General features: G+C 68.3%; 19 protein-coding genes and 1 tRNA gene. 11 read left to right on the plus strand and 9 right to left on the minus strand.

The window, feature by feature from the left end; translation table 11 throughout:
• Positions 1-90 precede the first annotated feature (90 nt).
• On the minus strand, positions 91-888 hold the full coding sequence (locus ABD848_RS10895; protein WP_344970536.1) for a GntR family transcriptional regulator: 798 nt from the start codon (positions 886-888) through the stop codon (positions 91-93).
• A 282-nt stretch (positions 889-1,170) separates the two neighbouring features.
• The gene (locus ABD848_RS10900; RefSeq protein WP_344970539.1) at positions 1,171-1,851 is read right to left on the minus strand and encodes an acyltransferase; all 681 of its coding nucleotides are present in this window, start codon (positions 1,849-1,851) and stop codon (positions 1,171-1,173) included.
• A gap of 428 nt (positions 1,852-2,279) precedes the next feature.
• Here ABD848_RS10900 and ABD848_RS10905 point away from each other — a divergent pair, with 428 nt between their 5' ends.
• From ABD848_RS10905 to ABD848_RS10915, 3 genes are all read left to right on the plus strand, one after another.
• A complete protein-coding gene (locus ABD848_RS10905; RefSeq protein ID WP_344970744.1) occupies positions 2,280-3,362 on the plus strand; it encodes an SGNH/GDSL hydrolase family protein in 1,083 nt (360 codons plus the stop codon).
• Positions 3,363-3,428: 66 nt separating this feature from the next.
• Entirely contained in the window at positions 3,429-4,652 is a 1,224-nt protein-coding gene (locus ABD848_RS10910) for an acetyl-CoA C-acetyltransferase (protein ID WP_344970542.1), read from the plus strand.
• A 280-nt stretch (positions 4,653-4,932) separates the two neighbouring features.
• On the plus strand, positions 4,933-5,178 hold the full coding sequence (locus ABD848_RS10915) for a DUF4287 domain-containing protein (protein WP_344970545.1): 246 nt from the start codon (positions 4,933-4,935) through the stop codon (positions 5,176-5,178).
• 87 nt (positions 5,179-5,265) lie between these two features.
• Here the strand turns inward: ABD848_RS10915 and ABD848_RS10920 are convergent, their stop codons facing one another.
• The 5 genes from ABD848_RS10920 to ABD848_RS10940 all read right to left on the minus strand — a co-directional run bounded on the left by ABD848_RS10920 (position 5,266) and on the right by ABD848_RS10940 (position 10,228).
• A complete protein-coding gene (locus ABD848_RS10920) occupies positions 5,266-6,153 on the minus strand; it encodes a Bax inhibitor-1/YccA family protein (protein WP_344970548.1) in 888 nt (295 codons plus the stop codon).
• A gap of 278 nt (positions 6,154-6,431) precedes the next feature.
• A complete protein-coding gene (locus ABD848_RS10925) occupies positions 6,432-7,535 on the minus strand; it encodes a maleylacetate reductase (protein ID WP_344970551.1) in 1,104 nt (367 codons plus the stop codon).
• Positions 7,532-8,662 carry a muconate/chloromuconate family cycloisomerase gene (locus tag ABD848_RS10930; RefSeq protein WP_344970553.1) on the minus strand — a complete coding sequence of 377 codons (1,131 nt, stop codon included), beginning with the start codon at positions 8,660-8,662 and terminating at the stop codon, positions 7,532-7,534. Before ABD848_RS10930 ends, ABD848_RS10925 begins: the two co-directional genes overlap by 4 nt.
• On the minus strand, positions 8,659-9,417 hold the full coding sequence (locus tag ABD848_RS10935; RefSeq protein ID WP_344970556.1) for a dienelactone hydrolase family protein: 759 nt from the start codon (positions 9,415-9,417) through the stop codon (positions 8,659-8,661). The genes ABD848_RS10930 and ABD848_RS10935 overlap by 4 nt, the downstream gene beginning before the upstream one ends.
• Positions 9,407-10,228, minus strand: a complete 822-nt coding sequence (locus ABD848_RS10940; protein WP_344970558.1) for a dioxygenase family protein — start codon at positions 10,226-10,228, stop codon at positions 9,407-9,409. Before ABD848_RS10940 ends, ABD848_RS10935 begins: the two co-directional genes overlap by 11 nt.
• A 176-nt stretch (positions 10,229-10,404) precedes the next feature.
• Here ABD848_RS10940 and ABD848_RS10945 point away from each other — a divergent pair, with 176 nt between their 5' ends.
• From ABD848_RS10945 to ABD848_RS10980, 8 genes are all read left to right on the plus strand, one after another.
• Positions 10,405-11,301, plus strand: coding sequence for a LysR family transcriptional regulator (locus ABD848_RS10945; protein WP_344970562.1), 897 nt, complete (start codon positions 10,405-10,407; stop codon positions 11,299-11,301).
• A gap of 126 nt (positions 11,302-11,427) precedes the next feature.
• The gene (locus ABD848_RS10950; RefSeq protein WP_344970564.1) at positions 11,428-13,239 is read left to right on the plus strand and encodes an FAD-dependent oxidoreductase; all 1,812 of its coding nucleotides are present in this window, start codon (positions 11,428-11,430) and stop codon (positions 13,237-13,239) included.
• Positions 13,240-13,280: 41 nt separating this feature from the next.
• The gene (locus tag ABD848_RS10955) at positions 13,281-13,835 is read left to right on the plus strand and encodes a flavin reductase family protein (protein ID WP_344970567.1); all 555 of its coding nucleotides are present in this window, start codon (positions 13,281-13,283) and stop codon (positions 13,833-13,835) included.
• Between the two features lie 37 nt (positions 13,836-13,872).
• On the plus strand, positions 13,873-15,141 hold the full coding sequence (locus tag ABD848_RS10960; protein ID WP_344970568.1) for an LLM class flavin-dependent oxidoreductase: 1,269 nt from the start codon (positions 13,873-13,875) through the stop codon (positions 15,139-15,141).
• Entirely contained in the window at positions 15,138-15,944 is an 807-nt protein-coding gene (locus ABD848_RS10965; RefSeq protein WP_344970569.1) for an alpha/beta fold hydrolase, read from the plus strand. The genes ABD848_RS10960 and ABD848_RS10965 overlap by 4 nt, the downstream gene beginning before the upstream one ends.
• Before the next feature lie 473 nt (positions 15,945-16,417).
• Positions 16,418-17,320 (plus strand): alpha/beta hydrolase, encoded by a 903-nt coding sequence (locus ABD848_RS10970; RefSeq protein WP_344970572.1) that lies wholly within the window; start codon positions 16,418-16,420, stop codon positions 17,318-17,320.
• Positions 17,317-18,057 carry an SCO6745 family protein gene (locus ABD848_RS10975; protein WP_344970574.1) on the plus strand — a complete coding sequence of 247 codons (741 nt, stop codon included), beginning with the start codon at positions 17,317-17,319 and terminating at the stop codon, positions 18,055-18,057. The genes ABD848_RS10970 and ABD848_RS10975 overlap by 4 nt, the downstream gene beginning before the upstream one ends.
• A complete protein-coding gene (locus ABD848_RS10980; protein WP_344970576.1) occupies positions 18,054-18,650 on the plus strand; it encodes an HPP family protein in 597 nt (198 codons plus the stop codon). The genes ABD848_RS10975 and ABD848_RS10980 overlap by 4 nt, the downstream gene beginning before the upstream one ends.
• Before the next feature lie 216 nt (positions 18,651-18,866).
• On the opposite strand, the gene ABD848_RS10985 is transcribed toward ABD848_RS10980, so the two are convergent.
• Positions 18,867-18,940: transfer RNA gene (locus ABD848_RS10985), tRNA-Leu, on the minus strand.
• A 450-nt stretch (positions 18,941-19,390) separates the two neighbouring features.
• Complete coding sequence (locus tag ABD848_RS10990) at positions 19,391-20,776, minus strand: NAD(P)/FAD-dependent oxidoreductase (RefSeq protein ID WP_344970746.1); 1,386 nt, start codon at positions 20,774-20,776, stop codon at positions 19,391-19,393.
• Between the last annotated feature and the right edge of the window lie 55 nt (positions 20,777-20,831).

Here is a 20,831-nt window from a genome sequence, read left to right on the forward strand (position 1 = left end):
GCAGGGCGGCCAAGGCTGGCAGGCCCCACCGACCGGCTCTGATCCCGCCGGGGCCGCGGCCCAGCACCGCCCCGAGCCGAGAAGCCGGAATCAGTGTTCAAAGATGTTGACGTCGGAGGCCGCCCGCAGATGCTCGGGCGAGACATCACCTTCGGCGTAGAGCAACTGGTGACCATCGGCCGGAATGTAGGTCTTGGTGAATCTGATCGGCCGCGTTCCCGCGTAAGCCACACGCTCATGGACGAGCAGCGGGATACCCGGGCCGAGCCCAAACAGCGCGGCGTCCTTGGGGGAGGGCATCCGCGCACCCACCACGTCCCATGACCCCGTCTGCGGGTACCCCAGCTCCGCCAGGACCGCCAACGTGCCGCGCTCGATGTAGTCGGGCCGCATGAGCTCGGTGTCCATAGCGAGATCGGCCGGGTAGTGCGAGACCTGACGCTCCCACAGCCGACCGTCGACGAAGCGGTCACAGCGCCTGATCACCATGAACCCCTCGGTCTCGGAAGGATCGAGGTGGAGCAGGTGCGCGGTCACGCCCGTGGCAGCCTCAAGCGAGACCTTGAGCCGCTGCTGCGGGTTCGCGCTGTCGGACTGGCTCAGCCGGGTCACGTACTCGCTCCACCGCCCCTGAGCCTGAGCTCCCGGGATCGAGGCGGCCAGATGGGTGATGGGCTTGTACTCGCGGACGATGCTGCCGCTGCCCTGTTTGGTGTCGATGCGCCCCATGTTGGCGAGCCGCTCCAGCGCCCGCCGGACGGTGTTACGGGAGGCGGCGTAACGCTCGACCAACTCGTCTTCGGTCGGCAACAGCGTCCCCGGCGACAAGATGCCGTTCTCAATGTCTTCAAGGAGATCTTGGGCGATCTCAACGTGTCGCGCGGCCACGGTACTCCTCGCTTTGAGACGTGCGCTCAGGCGCGGGCAGGCTTAAAGCGACGATCCGTGCCTTGATCTAAGACCTCGTCAGCCGACCCCGGCGGAAACGCCGCGAGGTCGCCTCGCGGAGTCGCTGGCCGCCAACCATACCGATTTTACCGGCGTCGGCGGGCCGAGCAGGTGTGGGCCGCCCCGGGGGCCGGCGCGACCGCAACGCCGGTCCGCTTGAGCGAGCAGCCGGGGGCCCGGCGCGAGAGCCGGCGACGCCACGGGCGTGGCCCAACCGTGGCCTCAGTGTTCTGGGGGCGTGGCCTCGTCGGCATCGAGCGGCGTCGAGTCCTCGTTCTGGCTGCGCAGGGGCGGTACCCACCCGCTGTCAGGAGCGTAGTGGCGCACGACCCTGCCGGGAACACCGGCGATCACGCTGTGGTCGGGGTAGTCGCCGGGGCGCACTACCGAACCGGCGGCCACCACGCAGTTGCGGCCCAGGCGCGCCCCGGGAAGCACGACCGCGTTCGCGCCGATCCAACTGCCGGCACCGATGGTGACGGGGTCATCGAGGGGCCACTGCCGCCCCACCGGGGTCTCGGGGTCGCTGTAGGCGTGGTTCTGGTCGGTGATGTAGACATAGGGGCCGGTGAAGACGTCGTTGCCGATCTCGATGTTGAGGTGGGCCACGACGTGCGAGCCGCGGCCGATCGTGCAGCCGTCGCCGATGCGGATGAGCGGTTCGGGGCCGAGGTCGAGGTCGGGCAGCATGCCGGCGGTCAGTGTGATGTCCCCGCCGATCAGGGTGTGGGCGCCCACCTCGATCCAGGGTTCTCCGAAGAGTGTGGCGGGGGGAAAAGCGATCGAACTACCGGGGCCGAATGCGGCGAAGCGCTGTGCGGCGCGCGAACCCGCGCGGATGTCGGCCGTACGCCGCGCCCATGACCAGCCGGTGCGCACCATCCAGGAGAGCAGTCGTGACACTTGACCCTCGCATCTACTGGAAAGTAATAACGGGGTCACTTTATTAGGGCATGTCCGGCTCTCACGTAGCGGCCAACCCCGGGCAGTTCGCCGACCACCATGGGAGGGCAGTGCGACGACGCCGCCAGGAGACGGGCGCCGCGGGGGCCGCAACCGGTTGTCGGCGTCACTTCCCGGTCAGGTGTCTTCTCCCTGTCCGGCTGTGTCACCGGCGGCATACCAGCGTTGCCGCGCTTGAAGGCATGGTCAAAGCCGGGGCCTCCTAGCTTTAACCCAGCGGCCATGTCGGCTGCCCACAGTTGGCAGTGGAGGACACACGATGACGCGGCCTCCCATGGGAAAATGCTCGTCCCGTCCCTTTGCCCTAACATTACTGGTGGGTAGAACCAGATGGGTCGCGCTTCGCGAATGATGGAGGCGAGGCTATGGTGTTGCGCGCAGCACGAGCCCGGAGAATCGCCACTGCGACCGCGTTCGGCGGAGGCGGGCTGACCCTGTTGGGGGCCAGCACGGTGGCCCTGCTCTACCTCCAAGCCAAGCTGGCATGGCGGGCCGTAGGGTTCACCGAGTGGTCCTCTCCCGAGGTCGCCGGACTCCACGGCAGCGGCGACGGCCCACCCCTGTCCCTGGCGATGATGGGGGACTCCACCGCGGCGGGCTTCGCCGTCCTCGAAGCCGACCAGACCCCGGGCAGCCTCCTGGCCTCAGGACTGTCGGCCGCGGCCAACCGGCCGGTGCACCTGACCAACGTCGCCGTGGTGGGGGCGGTCTCCAAGGACCTGCTGCGCCAACTCGAACAGCTCCGGGCCTGCCCACCCGACGTAGCCGTGATCTTCATCGGTGCCAACGACGTCATCCACCGGGTCCGACCGGCTGACTCGGTACGGCAACTGCAATACGTCGTCCGAGAGCTCTCGGCCTTAGGTACCCAAACCGTGGTGGGAACCTGCCCGGACCTGGGCACCGTGCAGCCCATCTCCCAACCGTTGCGCCACATCGCACGCCGTGCCTCGCGCCAACTCGCCGCGGCCCAGACCATCGGCGTCGTCGAAGAGGGCGGCCGGTCGGTGTCACTGAGCGACCTGCTCGCCGCGGAGTTTCGCGCCGCTCCCGACGCGATGTTTGGCCCCGACGGTTTCCACCCGTCGGCGCGCGGGTATGCCCAGGCCGCAGCGGCCGTACTCCCGTCGGTGTGCGCGGCCTTGGGCCTGCTGACCGAGCCCTACGAGCAACCCGAGACCGGCGAAGGCGCGCTCCCGGTGGAGGTCGCCGCAGTGGAGGCTGCGGAGCGCCCCGGAACCGAGGTCAGCCCCACGACGGTCGAAGGGCGAGAGCGCGGGCGGCGGAGCCGCTGGGCCGTTGGGCTACGCCGCCGGCTGCGGCGGCGCACCGACGACGGCACGACGCCCGGAACCGCCGACAGCACCGAAGCCGAGACCACGGGTGCGCACCGGGGTGATGGAACGGTTAGCGGGCCCCCCGGACAGGACGAGTGGACCATGACACGTTAACGTGCCGGTACCCACAATACCGACTATCCGGTTTGCCGGATCGTTGCAAGAGAAGAGGTCGGGAACATGCCTGAACCCGTGATTGTCGCGACCGCGCGTTCACCCATCGGACGGGCGTTCAAAGGCTCGCTGAAGGAAATCCGCCCCGACGATCTGAGCGCACAGATCATCACCGCCGCCCTTGCCAAGGTGCCCCAACTGGACCCGCACGGAATCGACGATCTCCTGCTGGGCTGCGGGCTGCCTGGCGGTGAGCAGGGCTTCAACCTCGCCCGCGTGATCGCCGTGCGGCTGGGCCTTGACGACGTCCCAGGAACAACCCTCACTCGCTACTGCTCCTCCTCGCTACAGACGACCCGCATGGCCGCCCACGCCATCAGGGCCGGGGAGGGCGACGTGTTCATCTCCGCCGGTGTGGAGACGGTGAGCCGCTTCGTCATGGGCAACAGCGACTCGCACCCCGACACTAAAAGCCCGGTGTTCGCCGATGCCGAGGAGCGCACCGGCAAGCGCGCCGAAGGGGGCGCACCGACCTGGCACGATCCTCGGGAAGACGGCGAGCTTCCCGACGTCTACATCACCATGGGCCAAACAGCGGAGAACGTCGCCCAACTACGGGGGGTGAGCCGCGAACGCCAGGACTGGTTCGGTGTCCGCTCGCAGAACCTGGCCGAGAAGTCCATCGACAATGGCTTCTGGGAACGCGAGATCACACCGGTGACTCTGCCCGACGGCACCGTGGTCAGCGCCGACGACGGCCCGCGCCGCGGCACGACCTACGAGAAGGTCTCCGAGCTGCAACCGGTGTTTCGCCCTGACGGCAGTGTGACGGCCGGCAACTCCTGTCCGCTCAACGACGGCGCAGCCGCGTTGGTCATCATGAGCGACACCAAGGCCGCCGAACTGGGGCTGACGCCGCTGGCCAGGATCGTGTCCACGGGTGTTGGCGCGCTGTCGCCGGAGATCATGGGGCTGGGGCCGGTAGACGCCTCCCGCCAGGCCCTGGCGCGGGCCAACATGTCCATCACCGATATCGACCTGGTGGAACTGAACGAGGCGTTCGCCGCGCAGGTGCTGCCCTCAGCCGAGGACCTCGGCATCGACATCGAAAACCAGCTCAACGTCAACGGTGGCGCGATCGCAGTGGGCCACCCCTTCGGGATGACGGGAGCGCGCATCACCACGACCCTGCTCAACGGGCTGAGCTTCCACGACAAGACCTGGGGGCTGGAGACGATGTGTGTGGGTGGCGGTCAGGGCATGGCAGCAGTGTTTGAACGGCTGAGCTGAGCCACGGCTCGGGCGGCGCGCGCCACAGCAAGCGCCAGAGAGCCGCAGCGCCAGCGGGGCATTCGTTTCGGATGCCCCGCTTCGTGATGAATCAAGGGGAATGCGCCCAATACGTTGGATGTCATCAATGTCGACCGTGATCAGTCGGCAAACGGCGCATGACGGCCACCTCACGCCCAGCTCTACCGAAAGTAACGTAAAAGCTCAGGCCATCCTCTTGTCCGAATCGAGATCGTGTTGCAGGGTCGCTGGTAAGTGCCGCTCACTCTCGGAGGTGCCAATGTCGGTCACCCACTCGCCGGAGATTCACGCGCTGCTTCTCGCCCGTATCCCGTCCGTCACAGGCCGCGAACTCCACGAGTGGTTCGACATGCTTGCAGCGGGCCCCAGCCTGACGCGCTGTTCGGAGCGCGCGAACTGGCTCGCGGACGAGTACAACCTCAGCCACGGCTACGCCCAAGCGATCGTGCAAGAGTACGACCGGCGTCGGCGTAACCGCTCGGTGATCCCATCCCAGCAGGGCTGAGTACGGTCGCCCACTACACGACGTCGGGGTGCCCCACCGCCCGGGTGGGGCACCCCGCTGCTTGGTGCCCGGCGACGCTCGCCGCCACTATTCGCTGAAGATCGCTTGCAGCATCCACACCAGCCGCAGGATCTCGATGTAGAGCCAGACCAGCGTCAGCGTGAGGCCGAAGGCGCACTGCCAGGCGAACCGCTGCGGGATTCCCTGCTTGATGCCGGATTCGATGTCGTTGAACTCGATGGCCAGCACCGCGCAGGCGAGCACGACCATGACCAGCGACACCAGCACTCCCAGTGCCGAGGGCTCGCGCAGGCCCAGTCCGCCCGGGATGAAGAAACCGACGACGAAGTTGGCCAGGATCAGCACGAGCGCGCCGAGCAGGGCGCCCATGACCACTTTGACGAAGGTGTTGGTGACCCGGACGATCCGGAAGCGGTACAGGGCCAGCATGGTGGCGAAGGCGAAGATCGTGCCGAAGACCGCCTGTGTCACCAAAGAGCCGGTGGGCGTGTTGGGAAGCGACAGTTCGAAGACGCGGCTGATACCGCCCACGAAGAGCCCCTCGAAGGCGGCGTAGAGCATGATCAGCACGGGGTTGGTGGAGCGCGTGAACGCGATGATCAGCCCCAGGATGAGGCCGCCGATCATGCCGCCGAAGGTTAAGGCGTAGCCCAACCCCGGGTTCGCGGGGTCGAACAGGAAGAACGACGCGATGGCGGTGAGGATGACCATCCCGAGGGTCATACCGGTGCGCATCACGACGTCGTCGATGGTCATGGGCTCGGCCGAGGCGGCGGGGCCCGTGGGGGTAGTGGGGGAGCCGGGCTGCTGGTAGCCGTAGCCGGCGGCGCCTTGCTGGTAGGGCTGGGCGTAAGGCCCCTGCGCGTAGGGCCCAGGGGCGTACTGAGCACCGGTTCGCCCCTGCCCAGTCGAGACGACCCCTTTAAGAACGGGGTTGGAGCTGCGCATCCGCATCTTGGTCCAAGCCTTTCAGGGCGTAATTGTCCTGCGGTCAAGTTAACGTACGCCGGTTCCGAACGGTTCCAGCCAACCTACGACAACGGACGTTTCCCCGCCCCCCGGGCGCGTCGCGACGTAGCTTGCCGCTTTCACCTCAGCACGACAGTTCCGGTGGAACACGAAGACCTCCGGGCGTCGGTGCAGCGGGGGACCCGCACCGGCCCGGAGGCCCTCTCTTGGTCCACGATCGTCAAACCACGTGTCGTAGGTGGTCGTAACCTCCGTGGCCAGTTTCACATGGGTGCTGGTCGCTGACCGTGATACGCGGCGAGCACCAACTCTTGGGCGCTGTCCGAATCGATTGGCCGGGGGTTGGTGACGGGGTGGTCAGCGAGCTGGGCGGCTGCTCGTAGCGCATCGTCGCGGTTGAGGCCAAGGGCGGCCAGCGAGGGGGGAGCGTTGAGCTGGTGGCCGAGATCCCAAAGCGCGCCCGCGCTGTCATCCGGTTCGGCGTCCAACGCGCGGGCCACCGAGGCGAGCGCGTCGCGGGCGGCGCTGTGGTTGAACGCGACCGCGTGGGGCAAGACGACGGCGTGGGTTTCGGCGTGGGGAAGGCCGAACGCGCCGCCGAGGACATGGCACAAGGCGTGGTGGGCCCCCATCCGGGCGGTACCAAGGGCTGTGCCGGCAAGGTGGGCTCCGTAGAGCACCTCGGCGCGGGCACGACGATCAGCTCCGTCGGTGACGGCCGCCGGCAGCCAGCCGCCCAGGAGCCGGACGCCTTCGAGAGCGAGGAGCCGGGTGATCGGTCCCGCCCCGGAATCGTAGACCGCCTCAACGCAGTGGGCGAGCGCGTTGAGCCCGCTCATCGCGGTCAGTGCCGGGGGCATGCCGATGGTGAGCTCGACGTCGTAGACCACTACCGTGGGACGGACCGCGGGGGTGCGCCCCGTCGTCTTGCGCCCCTGGTCGGTTCGCCCCCAAATGTCGGTCATCTCCGAGCCCGCGTAGGTCGTGGGCACGGCCAAGACCGGCAGCCCGGTGTCGAGCGCGACCGCTTTGGCCAGCCCGATCGCCGAGCCGCCCCCCAGCACGACCAGCCCGTCAACGGCTGCGCTGCGGGCGGTGGTGACCGCCGCTTGGGCTGTGGCGACCGGGACGTGCTGGGCGGCGTCGACGATACGGGCCACGACCGCCGAACCGAGGGCTGTGGCGATCTCGTCCCCGACGGACCGCAGCGGGTCGGCCCCACCGATGAGCAGGACACGCCTCCACCCCAGCCGTGCGACTTCGTCGGGTAGGCGCTGCCTCGCCCCGGCCGCGAGCACGATCCTGACGGCCGGTAGTTCCTGCACGAACTCGCGCGCCGGTGTGGGTCGCGCGGCGTCTGGGTTCACGAGCCCCTCCTGGCGTAGCGGGCGATCTTGTCCTCGTCGATCTCCACGCCGAGACCTGGCCCTTGCGGTACGTGCAGGCAGTGGTCGGTGTAACGCACCGGCGTGGTCGTGATGTCATCGGTGAGCAGCAGCGGTCCGATGAGTTCACAGCCCAGCGGGAGAGCGGGTAAAGCGGCGAACAGGTGGGCTGCCGCCGCGGTACCGATCGACGTCTCCAGCGCACTCCCCCCGTAGCAGGCAAGACCGGCTGCCGTGACGATCGAGGCGACTGTGGCCCCTCGCAGCAGCCCCCCGGCCTTGCCCGGTTTGATCGACACCGCGTCGCAGGCACGGCTGGCGACGGCCGTGATGGCATCACCGGGGCGACACACGGCTTCGTCGGCCAGCAACTGGATCGCCGTGGACCGGCGGCCGAGCGCGGCCATCCCATGGAGGTCGGCGCGGTCGATCGGCTGTTCGAGTGTTCGGATACCGATCGCTTCCAGTTCCTTGATCGCCCAGGTAGCCGTGCGGAAGTCCCACACCCCATTGGGGTCGGCCAGGTAATCCACGTCGGCACCGATCTTATCGACCAGCAGCGCCAGGCGGCGGATGTCCTCGTCGGGAGGGAGCGCGCCCATCTTGATCTTGAGCGCGCTACATCCCTCGGCGAGCCGCCTGGTCGCCTCCTGCGCGACTTCGGCGCCTCCGGTGGCGGGCAGCGCCCACCGCACCGGGATCTGATCCCGTGCCGCGGCACCGCCGAGCAGCACGTAGGCGGGAACGTCCCGTGCCTGCCCGATGACGTCGATGAGGGCCATTTCGAGCGCGGCCTTGGCGAAGTCGTTGCCGTAGGCGGTGCGATCCATCGCGGCGATCGTGCCGTGCAGGTCGAGGCAGTCCCGGCCGACGAGGGCGGGCGCGAGGTGGTGCTCGATGATCTGCTGTTGGCCTTCGACGCTCTCCCCGCTCCACCACGGCCCGCCGGGTGAGACGCCCTCGCCGACGCCGGTGCGCCCGCTGTCGGTGCGCACCTGGACGACGAGGTAGGTCTGGTGCTCGATGCTGTGCGTGGCGAACCGGTGGGGACGCCGGGTGGGCACGTCGACGATCGTGGTGTCGATCGACGTGATGTGCAGGCCGGTCACGACGCCGGCCCGGTCAACTCGGCGGCGTGGAGAAACCGCAGGGTCTTCTGCCAGGCGTCGTGCGCCGCGACACTGTCGTCTCTGTCTTCGACCAACCCCTGGAGGAAGCTGTGCCCCGCTCCTTCGTAGAGGTGTTGCTCGTAGTCGACTCCGGCGGTGCGCATCGCCTTCTCGAACCGTGAGATGACCGAGAGCGGGATGTAGTCGCGGGTTCCCCAGAAGGCCAGGATCGGCCCGGTGATCTCGTCGGCCAGGTCGATGGGGCGGGGCGCGGGCACGGCCACATCGCCTTGGACGCCTTCGGGGAATGCGTAGAAGCAGACCGTGGCGAGGTCGTCCCGCTCGGCGCACAGGTCGAGGGCGAACTGCCCGGCAAGGCAGAACCCGATGACGCCGGTGCGGCCGGGCCGCGCGCCGAGGTGGTCGATGGCGGTGGAGAGGTCGCGCAGCGTCCGACGCTCGTCGAGCGCGGCCCGCCGCTCAAACGCGGCCTCACGGGTTACTTCCGGCAGCGAGCCTTCCCGGAAGAAGTAGTCGACCAAGATGGCGGTCACCCCCGTGTCCGCCAGCATCCTGCTCAACTCGGCGTAGAACGGCGACGGGCCGTAGATGTCGGGCACGACAAGGCACACCCCTCGCGACGGCCCTTCCGGCTCGAAGCTCCACCCGGGCATGCGCGCGCCGTCCTCCACATCGACGGCGATCGGCGTCGCGCTGTGGAAGGGGTCCGCGCCGGTCCAGTTCTCATGACACATTCGCGTCTCCCTGGCGGAGGACGAAGTCGTACTCGGCGATCTGGTAAGGACCGGTGAGGCCGTAGCGGCTGGCGAGTTCCGGGTCGTCGCCTTCCCGGACGTCGATGACGAGGTCGTCCTTGACCGCGCCGACGACATCGCCGTCCCCGGCGTCGAGCCAGCGGTCGCCACTGAAGTACAACTGGGTGATCAGCGGTTCGTAGCCCTCGGCGGTGATGATGAAGTGGAAGTGGGCGGGCCGCCACGCATGCTTGCCGAGGAGGCTGAGAAACTCACCGGTGGGACCCGCGGCCGGGATCTGGTAGGCCGCCGGGCGGATGGTCCGCACTTGAAAGGTGCCGTCAGCTCCGGTGCGTATCCGGCCCCGCAGGTTGCCGGGCGGCGCGTCGCCGACGAAACCGGAGTAGGTGCCGTCGTTTCCCGCCTGCCACATGTCGATCAGGGCGCCCTCCAGCGGCGAGCCGTCCAGTCCGCGAACGCTCCCGGTGAACACGATCGGTTCGCCCGGCTCGTCGTCTCGCATCGGCAGGACGAACGGTTCCTCGGTGAGTAGGGGGGCGTCGGGCAGGTGGTAGGGCCCCTGGACGGTGCCCTGGGAGCCGGGCTTGCCATCGTGGGTGAGCCGCTCGACAACGGACTCGAAGAACACGTCGAGGAACAGCGGCAACTCGCCGGATTCGGCGAGGCCGGCCAGCCACTTCCAGGCCACCCGGTACTCGCTGTGGGTCACGTTGTGCTTTTCGAGCTGTTCCTGGATGGCGGAAAGGATGTCGGTGGCCACGGTGGCAACGCGCTCGTGATACTCGGCCATTTCTTCTCCTTGAAGCTGGCTCCTGTGCCGGCCGCTGGCGGACCGGCGAGAGGAGGGGTTACCCCTGTCACCCTCCCCCGACAGGGGCGATGCAGGCCAATACCTGTTTGGCCGCGGCTCGATACCCGATACGCACACGGGGCGCTGACGACGCCGGATGGATTAGGCTCGGTTTGGTGTCAGGCCTGGACATCCGCCAGTTGGAGTGCTTCATCGCCGTCGCCGAGGAAGGCCATATCGGTCGTGCGGCGGCGCGGCTGCACATGACTCAGCCGCCGCTGACCAGGCGGATCAACCGGCTGGAACACGACGTAGGCGTGCGGCTCTTCCAGCGCACCCCCACGGGTATGGCGCTGACCGAGCCGGGGACGGTGCTGCTGGATCGGGCGTACCGCATCGTGCGGCTGTCCGAGCACGCCGTGGAGCGCACACGGCTCGCCGACACCGGCCAGGTCGGCCATCTGGTGGTCGGATACTTCGGTTCGACGATCTTTGAAGTGGTACCTCGGCTGCTGCGCGGGTTCGTGCAGGCGCACCCGGATGTGACGTTCACACTGGAGCGAGCGCCCAAGAACGTCCAAGCCGAGGCGGTGTGGGACGGCCGCATGCATGTCGGGTTCAGCCGCACCTACCGGGACGAACCCGGCCTGCTGGTGCGCCAGATCGCGGTCGAGCCGCTGTTCGTCGCGCTGCCCTCTGGCCACCCGCTGCTCAGCCAGGGCGAGGTTCGCCTCGCCGACCTGCGCGACGAGGACATGGTGCTGTTCCCCGCCGCCCCGCGGCCGAGCTTCGCCGACGAGATCAGCCAGTTCTGCAAACAGGCCGGGTTCGCCGTGCGTGCCGCTCGCGAAGCCGAGGACGCGGTCACGGCGCTGGCCTACGTGGCCGCCGGCGGGTTGTGCGCGGTGGTGCCCCGATCGGCCACCACGATCGGCATGCCCGGGGTGTCCTATGTGCCGTTGACCGACGGTCCGCTGCTGGAACTGAGCTGCGTACACCGGGCGGGCGAACCTGCCCCGGTGCTGCGGGCCTTCCTCAGCTACCTCGATACCTGGTGCGATTCCCCGCCTTGAGAGCTGAAACCGGGAACTCGATACTCAAATAGCGCTGTTCCGGGTGTGAAAACGGTATTGGAAGCATCGTGACGCCGCCGATTAGCCTCGCCCTACCAGATCGGACGGAAGTGAAGGGCGTCACAAATGACGACAACCGCACCGTTCATCCGAACCGATGTCCTCGTCGTGGGCACCGGGCCCGCGGGGAGCGCTACCGCAGCGCTGCTGTCCACCCACGGAGTGGACACCGTCGTGGTCAGCAAGTTCGGCTGGACCTCACGCACTCCGCGTTCGCACATCACCAACCAGCGCACCATGGAAATCCTGCGCGACCTCGGGCTTGAGCAGGAGGCTGTCGCGGCAGCCACGCCGCGCGAGCTCATGGGACAGAACACCTACTGCACGAGCCTGGCCGGCACCGAGCTCGGCCGAATCCGGACGTGGGGCACCCACCCCGCCCGGATGGCCGACCACGATCTGGCCAGCCCCACCCGGTTGTGCGATCTTCCGCAGAACCTGCTGGAGCCGATCCTGGTCAACGCCGCCGCCCAGCGAGGCGCCCGCGTGCGGTTCACCACCGAGTACCTCTCGCACGTCCAAGACGACGAGGGGGTCACCACGACTGTCCGGGACAACCTGACCGGCGCCGTCTACGACATCCGGTCGCGCTACCTCGTCGGTGCCGACGGCGCCAACTCGAAGGTGGTCGCCGACCTGGGGCTGCCCGTCGAGGGCAGGATGGGGGTGTCCGGCTCACTCAACATCGTGTTCTCCGCCGACCTCACCGCCTACGTGGCGCACCGGCCCAGCGTGCTGTACTGGGTGATCCAGCCCGGCTCCGACCGGGGCGGGCTGGGGATCGGCGTCGTCCGCATGGTGCGGCCCTGGCACAAGTGGCTGGCCATCTGGAACTACGATCTCGCCGACGGGCCGCCCGAGCTCGACGATGAGGCAGCGGCCACGATCGTGCGCAACCTGGTCGGGGTCGACGACCTCGACGTGCGCGTCGAGGCCACCTCCGCCTGGACCGTCAACGACGCCTACGTCAGCCAACTCTCCCACGGCCGAGTGTTTTGCATGGGCGATGCGGTGCACCGCCACCCGCCGACCAACGGTTTGGGCTCCAACGTCTCCATCGCCGATGCCTACAACTTGGCGTGGAAGCTCGCGTTCGTGCTCCGGGGAGAGGCCAGTGCGGCGCTGCTGGAGAGTTACCACGACGAACGCGCCCCGATCGCCAAGCAGACCGTCACCAGAGCCAACAAGAGCCTTGGCGACTTCCCGCCGATCCTGGGCGCGCTCGGCCTGCTCGACACCGAAGATCCGGCACGGATGCGCGCGAACATGGCCGAGCTCAGCGGCGAGGACGACGCCTCCGCCGGCCGGCGCGCCGCGCTGCGGGAGGCCATCGACTCCACTCACTACGTGTACAACACCCACGGCGTGGAGATGAACCAGCGCTACACCTCCGAGGCCGTCGTCAGCGACGGCAGCCCCGAACCGGCCTGGGAACGCGATCCTGAACTGTACTTCCAGGCCAGCAGCCGCCCCGGCGCGCCCCTACCGCACGCATGGGTCACCCGCGGCACCACGACGGTCTCCACCCACGACCTCTGTGGCGAAGGCCGGTTCGTCCTGCTCACCGGCAACAGCGGCCACGCCTGGAACGAGACCGCCGCGAAGATCAGCGCCGAACTCGGCGTAGCACTGACCGTGGAGCTGATCGGCCCTGGCCAGAGCACAGAGGACCCCTTCGGCGAGTTCGCCGCCGTGTGTGAAACCTCCGAAAGCGGCGCCCTACTCGTCCGCCCTGACCACATCGTCGGCTGGCGACACCACTCCTACGACGACACCGCCGAGGCGGGACTGCGCGATGCCCTCACGCGCATCCTCGCGCTCGGCGCGTCGGCCGACCGTCCCGCCACCGCCGACTCCGCACGGCTGGCGCACACATGAGCGGCGAGACGAGTTCGGGACCGCGCGGCGATCCACAATCGTTGCGTCGGTCCCTCGCCAGTTTTGCCACCGGTGTCACCGTGGTGACCTACGCGGCCGATGGGGAACCGCGCGGCGCCACGGTGAACTCGTTCACCTCGGTGTCGCTGGACCCGGCGCTGGTGCTGGTGTCCTTCGGCCGCACGACAAAAGCCGCCCAGTTGCTGGGCGACCGGCCGTTCACCATCAACGTGCTTGCGGCGACACAGCTCAGCCTCGCCATGAATTTCGCGGGGCGGCCCTCCCCCAACTTGACGGTCCCCTGGTCGCCGGAGACGGCCGTCCCTCGCCTGCACGGCACGGTGGCCTGGCTGGAATGCCTGCCATGGGCCACCTATGACGGCGGTGACCACCTGATATTCGTGGGCGAAGTGGTCCGCTACGACCATCGGCGCGGCGAACCACTGCTGTTCCACCGAGGCGAATTCCGCACGGTCGGCCCCGCTATCGCCGACCTGCCGCCATTCGCCATGGGCCACGGGGCACGCGATAGCCACTGGATCGGCTATGCCCACCGGCTCCACCACGTCACCGAACCCGGGCTCGTCGGTCCCTGAGCCGGCGCGTCCACGACACCCTTCGATCGGAGGACAGTTGAAGGTTAGCTACTTCCAGCAGGTGCCCTACCGGCACCTGCCACCGGATTTCCAGCATCAGCACGAGTCGGTCGTCACCACGCCCTACCACGGGCTCGTCGAGCCCGAACTGGTGCACACGGCTTTTCGCGACGCGCTGAGCGAGATCACGCACGCCGCGCGTGCCGGCTTCGACGCCATCGCGATCACCGAGCACGGCCAGAGCTCCTACGACATGGCGCCGAACCCGAACCTTCTCGCCGCGGCAGCCGCACACCTCACCGAGGCCGAAGGACTGACGACCGGGATCTACCCGCTGGGTCGGTCGCTGGGCAAGAGCCGCGAGCCGCTGCGCGTGGCCGAGGAACTGTCCATGCTGGACTCGATCAGCGGGGGACGGCTCATCGCGGGCTTCCCGGTCGGGCTCGCCTACGACGCCAACATCAACAACGGGGTGCCTCCCGCTGAAACGCGGCTGCGCTTCGACGAGAATCTGGAACTCGTGCTCAAGGCGTGGCAGGAGCGCGAGTCCTTCCCCTGGAACGGACGCTTCCACCAGTATCCCCTGGTCAACATCTGGCCGAGGCCGATGCAGGAGCCGCACCCGCCGGTGTTCATCACCGGGATCGGCAACCCGCGAACGATGGAGTTCTGCCTCGAACGGGGGTTTGGCTTCAACTACTTCGGGTGGTTCGGCGCCAAGGTGACCGGGCGCCGAATCTTCGACCGCTTCTGGGAGATCGCCGGCAGGCTCGGCAAGGACGACAACCCGTACCGGATGGGATTCATGCAGGCGATCTGTGTCGCCGACACCGACGCCAAGGCCGAGAAGCTGTTCGCCGAGCACGCCGAGTACTTTTTCCGCAAGGCGATCGGGTCGATCCCGATGGAGCGGCTCGCGCTTCCCGGCGGGATCGACATCAAGGGACTGGAGTTCCTGTTCCGCGACCCCAGCGACTTCGGGATCTACGCGCAGATGCGGGAGGCTTCCTTCAAAGAGCTCGTCGAGGCGGGATCGGTCATCTGCGGCAGCCCGGCCACGGTGCGCGACCAGATCACCGACTTCGCCCGCGAATTCCGCATCGGCAACCTGCACGCGATGCTGCAATTCGGGTCGATGCCCACTGACCTGGCCAAGGACAACATCAGCCTGTTCGCTGAAGACGTCCTGCCCGCGCTGCGCGAGATGTGGACCGAAGCGGGCTGGCAGCACCACTGGTGGCCCAAAGCGCTCGGCGGCGCACCGGACCATGACACCACGTCCCAGCACAAGGCGGTGATCGCATGAAGTCGCCCGGTACCGACCTGAAAAGCCACGATGTCGAGGTTTGGAACGGCGACATCACGATGCGGGTCCGGGTCGGCGGGGACGGCCCGCCACTGGTGTACCTGCACGCCGCCAACGGTTTTGTGTGGGACCCGTTCCTCGACAGGCTCGCTGAGCGCTACACCGTCTACGCGCCGGAGTTTCCCGGCACGACACCCGGTAACCCGTACGCGATCCACCATCTGGACAGCGTGTGGGACGCGGTGCTGATCTACGAGGAGACCCTGCGCGGGATGGGCCTGAACGCAGTGCCGGTGGTCGGGCAGTCGTTCGGCGGGATGCTCGCCGCGGAACTGGCCGCCGCCTACCCCACCCTGTTCTCCCGCGCTGTCCTCCTCGACCCGATCGGGCTCTGGTGCGACGACACACCGGTGTCGAACTGGATCTCCGCGCCCTTCCCTGAGCTGATGGCGATGCTGTTCCACGACCCGACCAGCGAAGCCGTCCAGGATCTCCTGGCCATGCCCGACGATCCGGACGCCCAGGCGAGCGCGCAAGCCGCGATGGTCTGGAACCTGGGGGCCACGGGGAAACTGTGCTGGCCGATTCCCGATCGCGGCCTGCGCAAGCGGCTGCACCGCGTCAGCGCTCCCACCCTGCTCGTCTGGGGCGAGCACGACACGCTGATCCCCGTCCGCTACGCCGAGGAGTTCCAGCGCCACATCGCCGGCTCCAGGGTCGAGATCGTGGCCGGCGCGGGGCACGTTCCGCAAGTCGAGCAGGAGGAGACCACCCACCGTCTCGTCTCGGCGTTCCTGAGCTAAAAAGGCGGGACAGCCCGGGGATCGACACGGTCCATGGGGCGTTACCGCCCGGCCGAGGGACACGTCGACGTCGTCGCTAGCTTCACGGCATGGCTGATCACCGGCGACGCTGTGGCCAGGGGGGCGATACGGCTTCACAAAAAGAGCGAACGTTCTTTCTTGACAATGAGTCGGAGCGGTAGGATTATAAAAAGAACGATCATTCGCTTTACTTTGTTTGCCGTTGGAAGGCACGCCGTGCAGCGCACGCAGATCCGGGGCGGGGCCAACCGGGACCCCGCCCCGGGGACGCACCCGCACTGGCTGGGCGTGGCCTTTTCCGCGTCGTTGGCACGACCGTGCGCAGCTACACCCCGCACCGGCTGCTGGTCGGGTATGGCCACCCGGCCTTGCTCCAGTCAGTCGCGCGGCGCGTCGCGGTCGACCGTCTCCCACGACCCCCTGGCACACCTTCACACCAAGGAGAGATTCTCGTGACCCGAGAAGACATCACGTTCACCGCGGGCGATGTGGAACTACACGGGTGGGTGTTCCATCCCGATACGCAGGGCCCGGCACCGACAATCGTGATGGCGCACGGCCTCGCCGCGGTCAAGGAGCAGTACCTCGATCGCTACGCCGAGAGGTTCGCCGCCGCGGGGTTGCGCACCATCGTCTACGACCACCGCAATTTCGGCTCCAGCGCGGGCGAACCGCGCCAGGACATCGATCCCTGGGTGCAGGTCCGCGACTTCCAGCACGCCATCAGTTACGCCCGCTCCCGTGCGGATGTCGACGGTGAGCGGATCGGCATCTGGGGCACCAGCTTCAGCGGTGGCCACGTCCTCGTACTCGGGGCGATCGATGCGCGTGTGCGCTGCGTCGTCTCGCAGGTGCCCACCATCAGCGGCAGCGAAGCCGCCCGCCGCCGCGTGCCACCGCACCTCGCCGAAACGGTCGTGCGAGCCCAAATCGCCGATCGGGAAGCGATCTATGCCGGTCATCCGCCCCAGCGGCGGCCGTTGATCGACGACGGCAGTGGTGAGCCCCCGGTCTACGCCGGAGCCGCCGCGAAGGAGTTCCTGAGCCGTCCCGCCAGCCGTCCCGCGACCTTCGTCAACAATGTCACCCTGCAATCGCTCGCCAGGAACAGGGACTACGAGCCGGGCAGCTACATCGCCCGGATCAGCCCGACCCCGCTGCTGATGCTCGTGACCGAGCACGACGATGTGGCGTTCACCGATCTGCAACTCGAGGCCTACGAGCGTGCCCTCGAACCGAAGCGGCTCTCCCTGCTGCCGGGTGACCACTTCACGCCCTACGACGAGACCTTCGAGGAGGCGGTCGGCCAGGCGACCGACTGGTTCCTCACTCACCTGTCCGGAGACTCCCGATGAACGACACCCTGTCATTCGTCCGCGCTGCCTGCCCTGTCGTGCACCGCATCGGCGGAGCCTGGTTCTTCACCGAGGACGTCGCCCGCGAGGGCGCCAAGGTCGGCGTCACGGACCGGTTCGCCCTCTATGCCGCGGGCCGCGGCGGGGTGCTCGGCGACTGTCACCCCGATGTCGTCGCCTCCGCCTTTGCCTTCTTCCCACCGCAGCTCGTGGCCGCCAAATACCGGGAGGGCATCGCGGCGACCCCGCCGATGGAGTGTGCGCGCGCATACGCGGCAGGGCTGGCGGCTTGGGGGGACCGACTCCTCGGTGACCTGCCCGGTGTCGAGCGGCTTGCCGACTTTGGGCGCCGGATCGCGGATTCGGTGCGGCCGATGGGCTTGCCGCTCTTCGCTGGGTGGCGCGCTCTGCCCGCACCCAGCGGCCCCGGCGGCGCGGCTGCCCTCGCCTTGCAAGTTCTCCGGGAACTCCGTGGCGATCTGCATATCCACGCTGTCGTGGCCAAAGAACTGACGCCGCTGGAGGCGATCCTGGGCAAGGACGGGCCCGAACGCGCCCGCGAGCTCAGCTATCCCGAGCCCTACCCGCCGATCGAGGACTTCGTCGACCGCCGCGAGGCGGCAGAGGACCTCACCGACCGCCTCGTCGCGCCCGCCTACGCCGTGCTTGACGCGACCGAACGCTCCGACTTCCTAAGCCTGCTACGCGCCGCGGAGGCCGCGACCCTCGCGCCATGAGCGCTACCGGAACGGACATGCACAGCATGGGGCACCGGCCGAAGCTAGAGCGGCAAGGGCTTGCGGCCTCGGCCGGTGCTTTGCTCATCCTGCCGCCGTTCATGGCGCTCACCCACCACCTCTCCCTGCACACCGAGCTGAAGTTTCTGCTGTTCCCACCGCTGGCGTCGCTGGGCTACCGGGCTTTTCGCACCCCTTGGGGGACGGCGACACAATTTCGCAGCGTCGTCGTCGCGCCCACTCTGGGCAGCGTGTGCGGTCTGGCACTCAACACCTGGATCGGGCTGAATGCGCCGGCGATCGCGTTCGCCGTCATCGCGGGCATCCTGCTCGTGGATGTGCTGCGCGCCGACGCGCCCCCCACGCTCGCGGTGAGCGTGCTCGTCCTGTTGGCCACCGATCCCGGCTGGGCCTTCCCTTTGTCCGTACTCGCGGCTACGAGCGGCCTCTACCTGATCTTCCTCGTCTGGCGGCGGCTGCTGACCCTGTCGCCGTCCATAGCGCGTGCGTGCGCGCGCCCACGCGCTCGGGGGGAGCCCCGAGCCGGTGGCCACCGCCGCCCCCGCCGTGGCCCTTCCGACAGCTCCGGATGAGAAAGCTGTGCTCGCTCGCCGCTGCCACGACTGCTGCCCCCACCCACCCCCTATGTCGCTCACACCGGCCGGCTAGCGGGAGTGGTTGGCCTCGACGGGCGGAGAGGCGATGGCCGCCGGTCCGGCACAGTGGATATGGGGCACCGGGGGTGATCGCGCCCCAGCGGGCCGCCGAGCACGCGGCGAACGGCTCGGCACGGGCGTCATTGCTGGGTGTGCCCCCGGTCGGATTCGAACCGACACTTGTGACCCTTTTAGGGGGCCTGCCTCTACCGTTGGGCTACGAGGGCCCAACCATCATACCGGGCGTGACGGGACTGATCGAAAAGCGCCGACAGCCTCCCCGCAGGGCTTTCCGCACTCACAGTGGCCGCCGGCCGCCCGGCCGGCGGCCCCGCTGCTCGCGCTGCCCGCCCCCTGTATCCGCCGCGGCGCGAAAGGGACACCACCCCATGCGGGCCCGGTCGCTGGCGAGCTGGGGCCACGGGCGTACCGCGAACAACCACGAGGGCGGGGAGCTGGGCCGATAGGGCGCCACTGCGAAAGCGAGGCCCTACCCCGCGCTTGCGGCACCGCCGCTACCGCGGGCTGGGAGTGCTCGCGCCGACTGGCGTGTCGGGCCATAGCCCCGCGGCCTCACCCCACGGGGCCCACACTCTGTGTAACGCAGGTGTGGCCGGTCCCGGCTGGGACCGGCCACAGTGAACACGTGCGACGCCGATGAGGGAAATGCGCCGTCGTCAGCTCGCTCGGCGCAGCAACTGGCCGTTGTGGACCTGGGGCCGGCTGGCTTCCTCGAACGGCTGGTGAGGTTCGCTCATCTCCGGCAGCGCAGCGAAGTCACGGCGCAGCAGGAACCCAAGGGCCCAATCGGCCAGGACACGTAGCTTGCGGTTGAACGTGGGCACGGCGTACAGGTGGTACGACCGGTGCGCCCACCAGGCGAGTCGCCCGGTCAGCTTGATCTTGCCGAAAAGCTGCGCGGCCCCCTTTTGCAGGCCAAGGCCGGCCACGGCGCCGAGGTTCTTGTGCCGGTAGGCCCGCAGCGGCTTGCCGCGCAGGGTGGCGATGACGTTGCCCGCCAGGATCGGCGCCTGGCGTACGGCGTTCTGCGCGTTGGGCGGGTAGAAGCTGCCCGGCTTGTTCAGGTCGGGAACCTGGGCGTTGTCGCCACCGGCGAAGGCGCCGTCGGCGCCGTTGATCGTCAGGTACTCGCTGGTGTCCAGATGCCCCTTGGGTCCCAGCGGGAGATCGGATGCCTGTACGACCGGGCTCGGCTTGACGCCGGCGGTCCATACCAGCGTGCCGGCGTCGAACTCGGTGCCGTCGCTGAGCTTGATGTGCTGGTTGACCGCTGACTCAAGCAGGGTCGAGAGACGCACGTCGATGTTGCGCCGCCGGAGCTGGTTGAGTGACTTCTGCCCCACGTCGGGGCCGACCTCGGGCAGAATCGTGTCGGCGGCCTCGATGAGGTAGAAGTGGAGATCGTCGATCCCGATCGAGGAGTACATCCGCGTGGCGTCGCGCGCGAGGTCCTCCAGTTCGGCCACCGCCTCGGCGCCGGCGAAACCGCCCCCCACGAAGACGAAGTTGAGGGCCTTGCGGCGCAGCGCCGGGTCGTCGGTGGAGTCGGCGATGCTGAGCTGCTCCAACACGTGGTTGCGCAGGTAAGCGGCCTCCTGCACGGTCTTGATCCCGATGCCCCACTCGGCGAGGCCGGGAATGGGCAGCGTGCGCGAGATGGCGCCGGCGGCCATCACGATGAGGTCGTAGCCGATCTGGCGCGTCCTGCCCTCGTTGGGCTCGAAATCGACGGTGCGGTTGGCGTGGTCGATGCGGATGACGCGGCCGTTGAGGACCTTGGTGCGCTTGAGCACCTTGCGCAACGGAACGACGACGTTGCGCGGGGAGATGCTGCCTGCGGCCGTCTCGGGCAGGAAGGGCTGGTAGGTCATGTAGGCGTTGGGGTCGACGATGGTGATACGCGCCTCACCGACCCCGAGTTTCTTCTCCAGCTCCCTTGCGGTGTACATGCCCAGGTACCCGCCGCCGACGATGAGCACATGCGGGATCTCCGACTCGGCGCCGCCACCATGAACCGGTCGGTAGTTGCGGAGCTCCGTTATCGCAGTCATCACATACCCGCCCTTGGTTCCCCCAACTCGTCACCCGTCCAGGTGA

Origin of the sequence: Salinactinospora qingdaonensis, from assembly GCF_039539445.1 — a bacterium.
Lineage (GTDB): Bacteria > Actinomycetota > Actinomycetes > Streptosporangiales > Streptosporangiaceae > Salinactinospora > Salinactinospora qingdaonensis.

Excerpts from the sequence above, each read along its gene's own strand:
- ABD848_RS10910 (WP_344970542.1), top strand. The coding sequence starts at position 3,429 with ATGCCTGAACCCGTGATTGTCGCGACCGCGCGTTCACCCATCGGACGG.
- ABD848_RS10915 (WP_344970545.1), top strand. The coding sequence starts at position 4,933 with ATGTCGGTCACCCACTCGCCGGAGATTCACGCGCTGCTTCTCGCCCGT.
- ABD848_RS10920 (WP_344970548.1), bottom strand. The coding sequence starts at position 6,153 with ATGCGGATGCGCAGCTCCAACCCCGTTCTTAAAGGGGTCGTCTCGACT.
- ABD848_RS10935 (WP_344970556.1), bottom strand. The coding sequence starts at position 9,417 with ATGTGTCATGAGAACTGGACCGGCGCGGACCCCTTCCACAGCGCGACG.
- ABD848_RS10940 (WP_344970558.1), bottom strand. The coding sequence starts at position 10,228 with ATGGCCGAGTATCACGAGCGCGTTGCCACCGTGGCCACCGACATCCTT.
- ABD848_RS10950 (WP_344970564.1), top strand. The coding sequence starts at position 11,428 with ATGACGACAACCGCACCGTTCATCCGAACCGATGTCCTCGTCGTGGGC.
- ABD848_RS10965 (WP_344970569.1), top strand. The coding sequence starts at position 15,138 with ATGAAGTCGCCCGGTACCGACCTGAAAAGCCACGATGTCGAGGTTTGG.
- ABD848_RS10975 (WP_344970574.1), top strand. The coding sequence starts at position 17,317 with ATGAACGACACCCTGTCATTCGTCCGCGCTGCCTGCCCTGTCGTGCAC.
- ABD848_RS10980 (WP_344970576.1), top strand. The coding sequence starts at position 18,054 with ATGAGCGCTACCGGAACGGACATGCACAGCATGGGGCACCGGCCGAAG.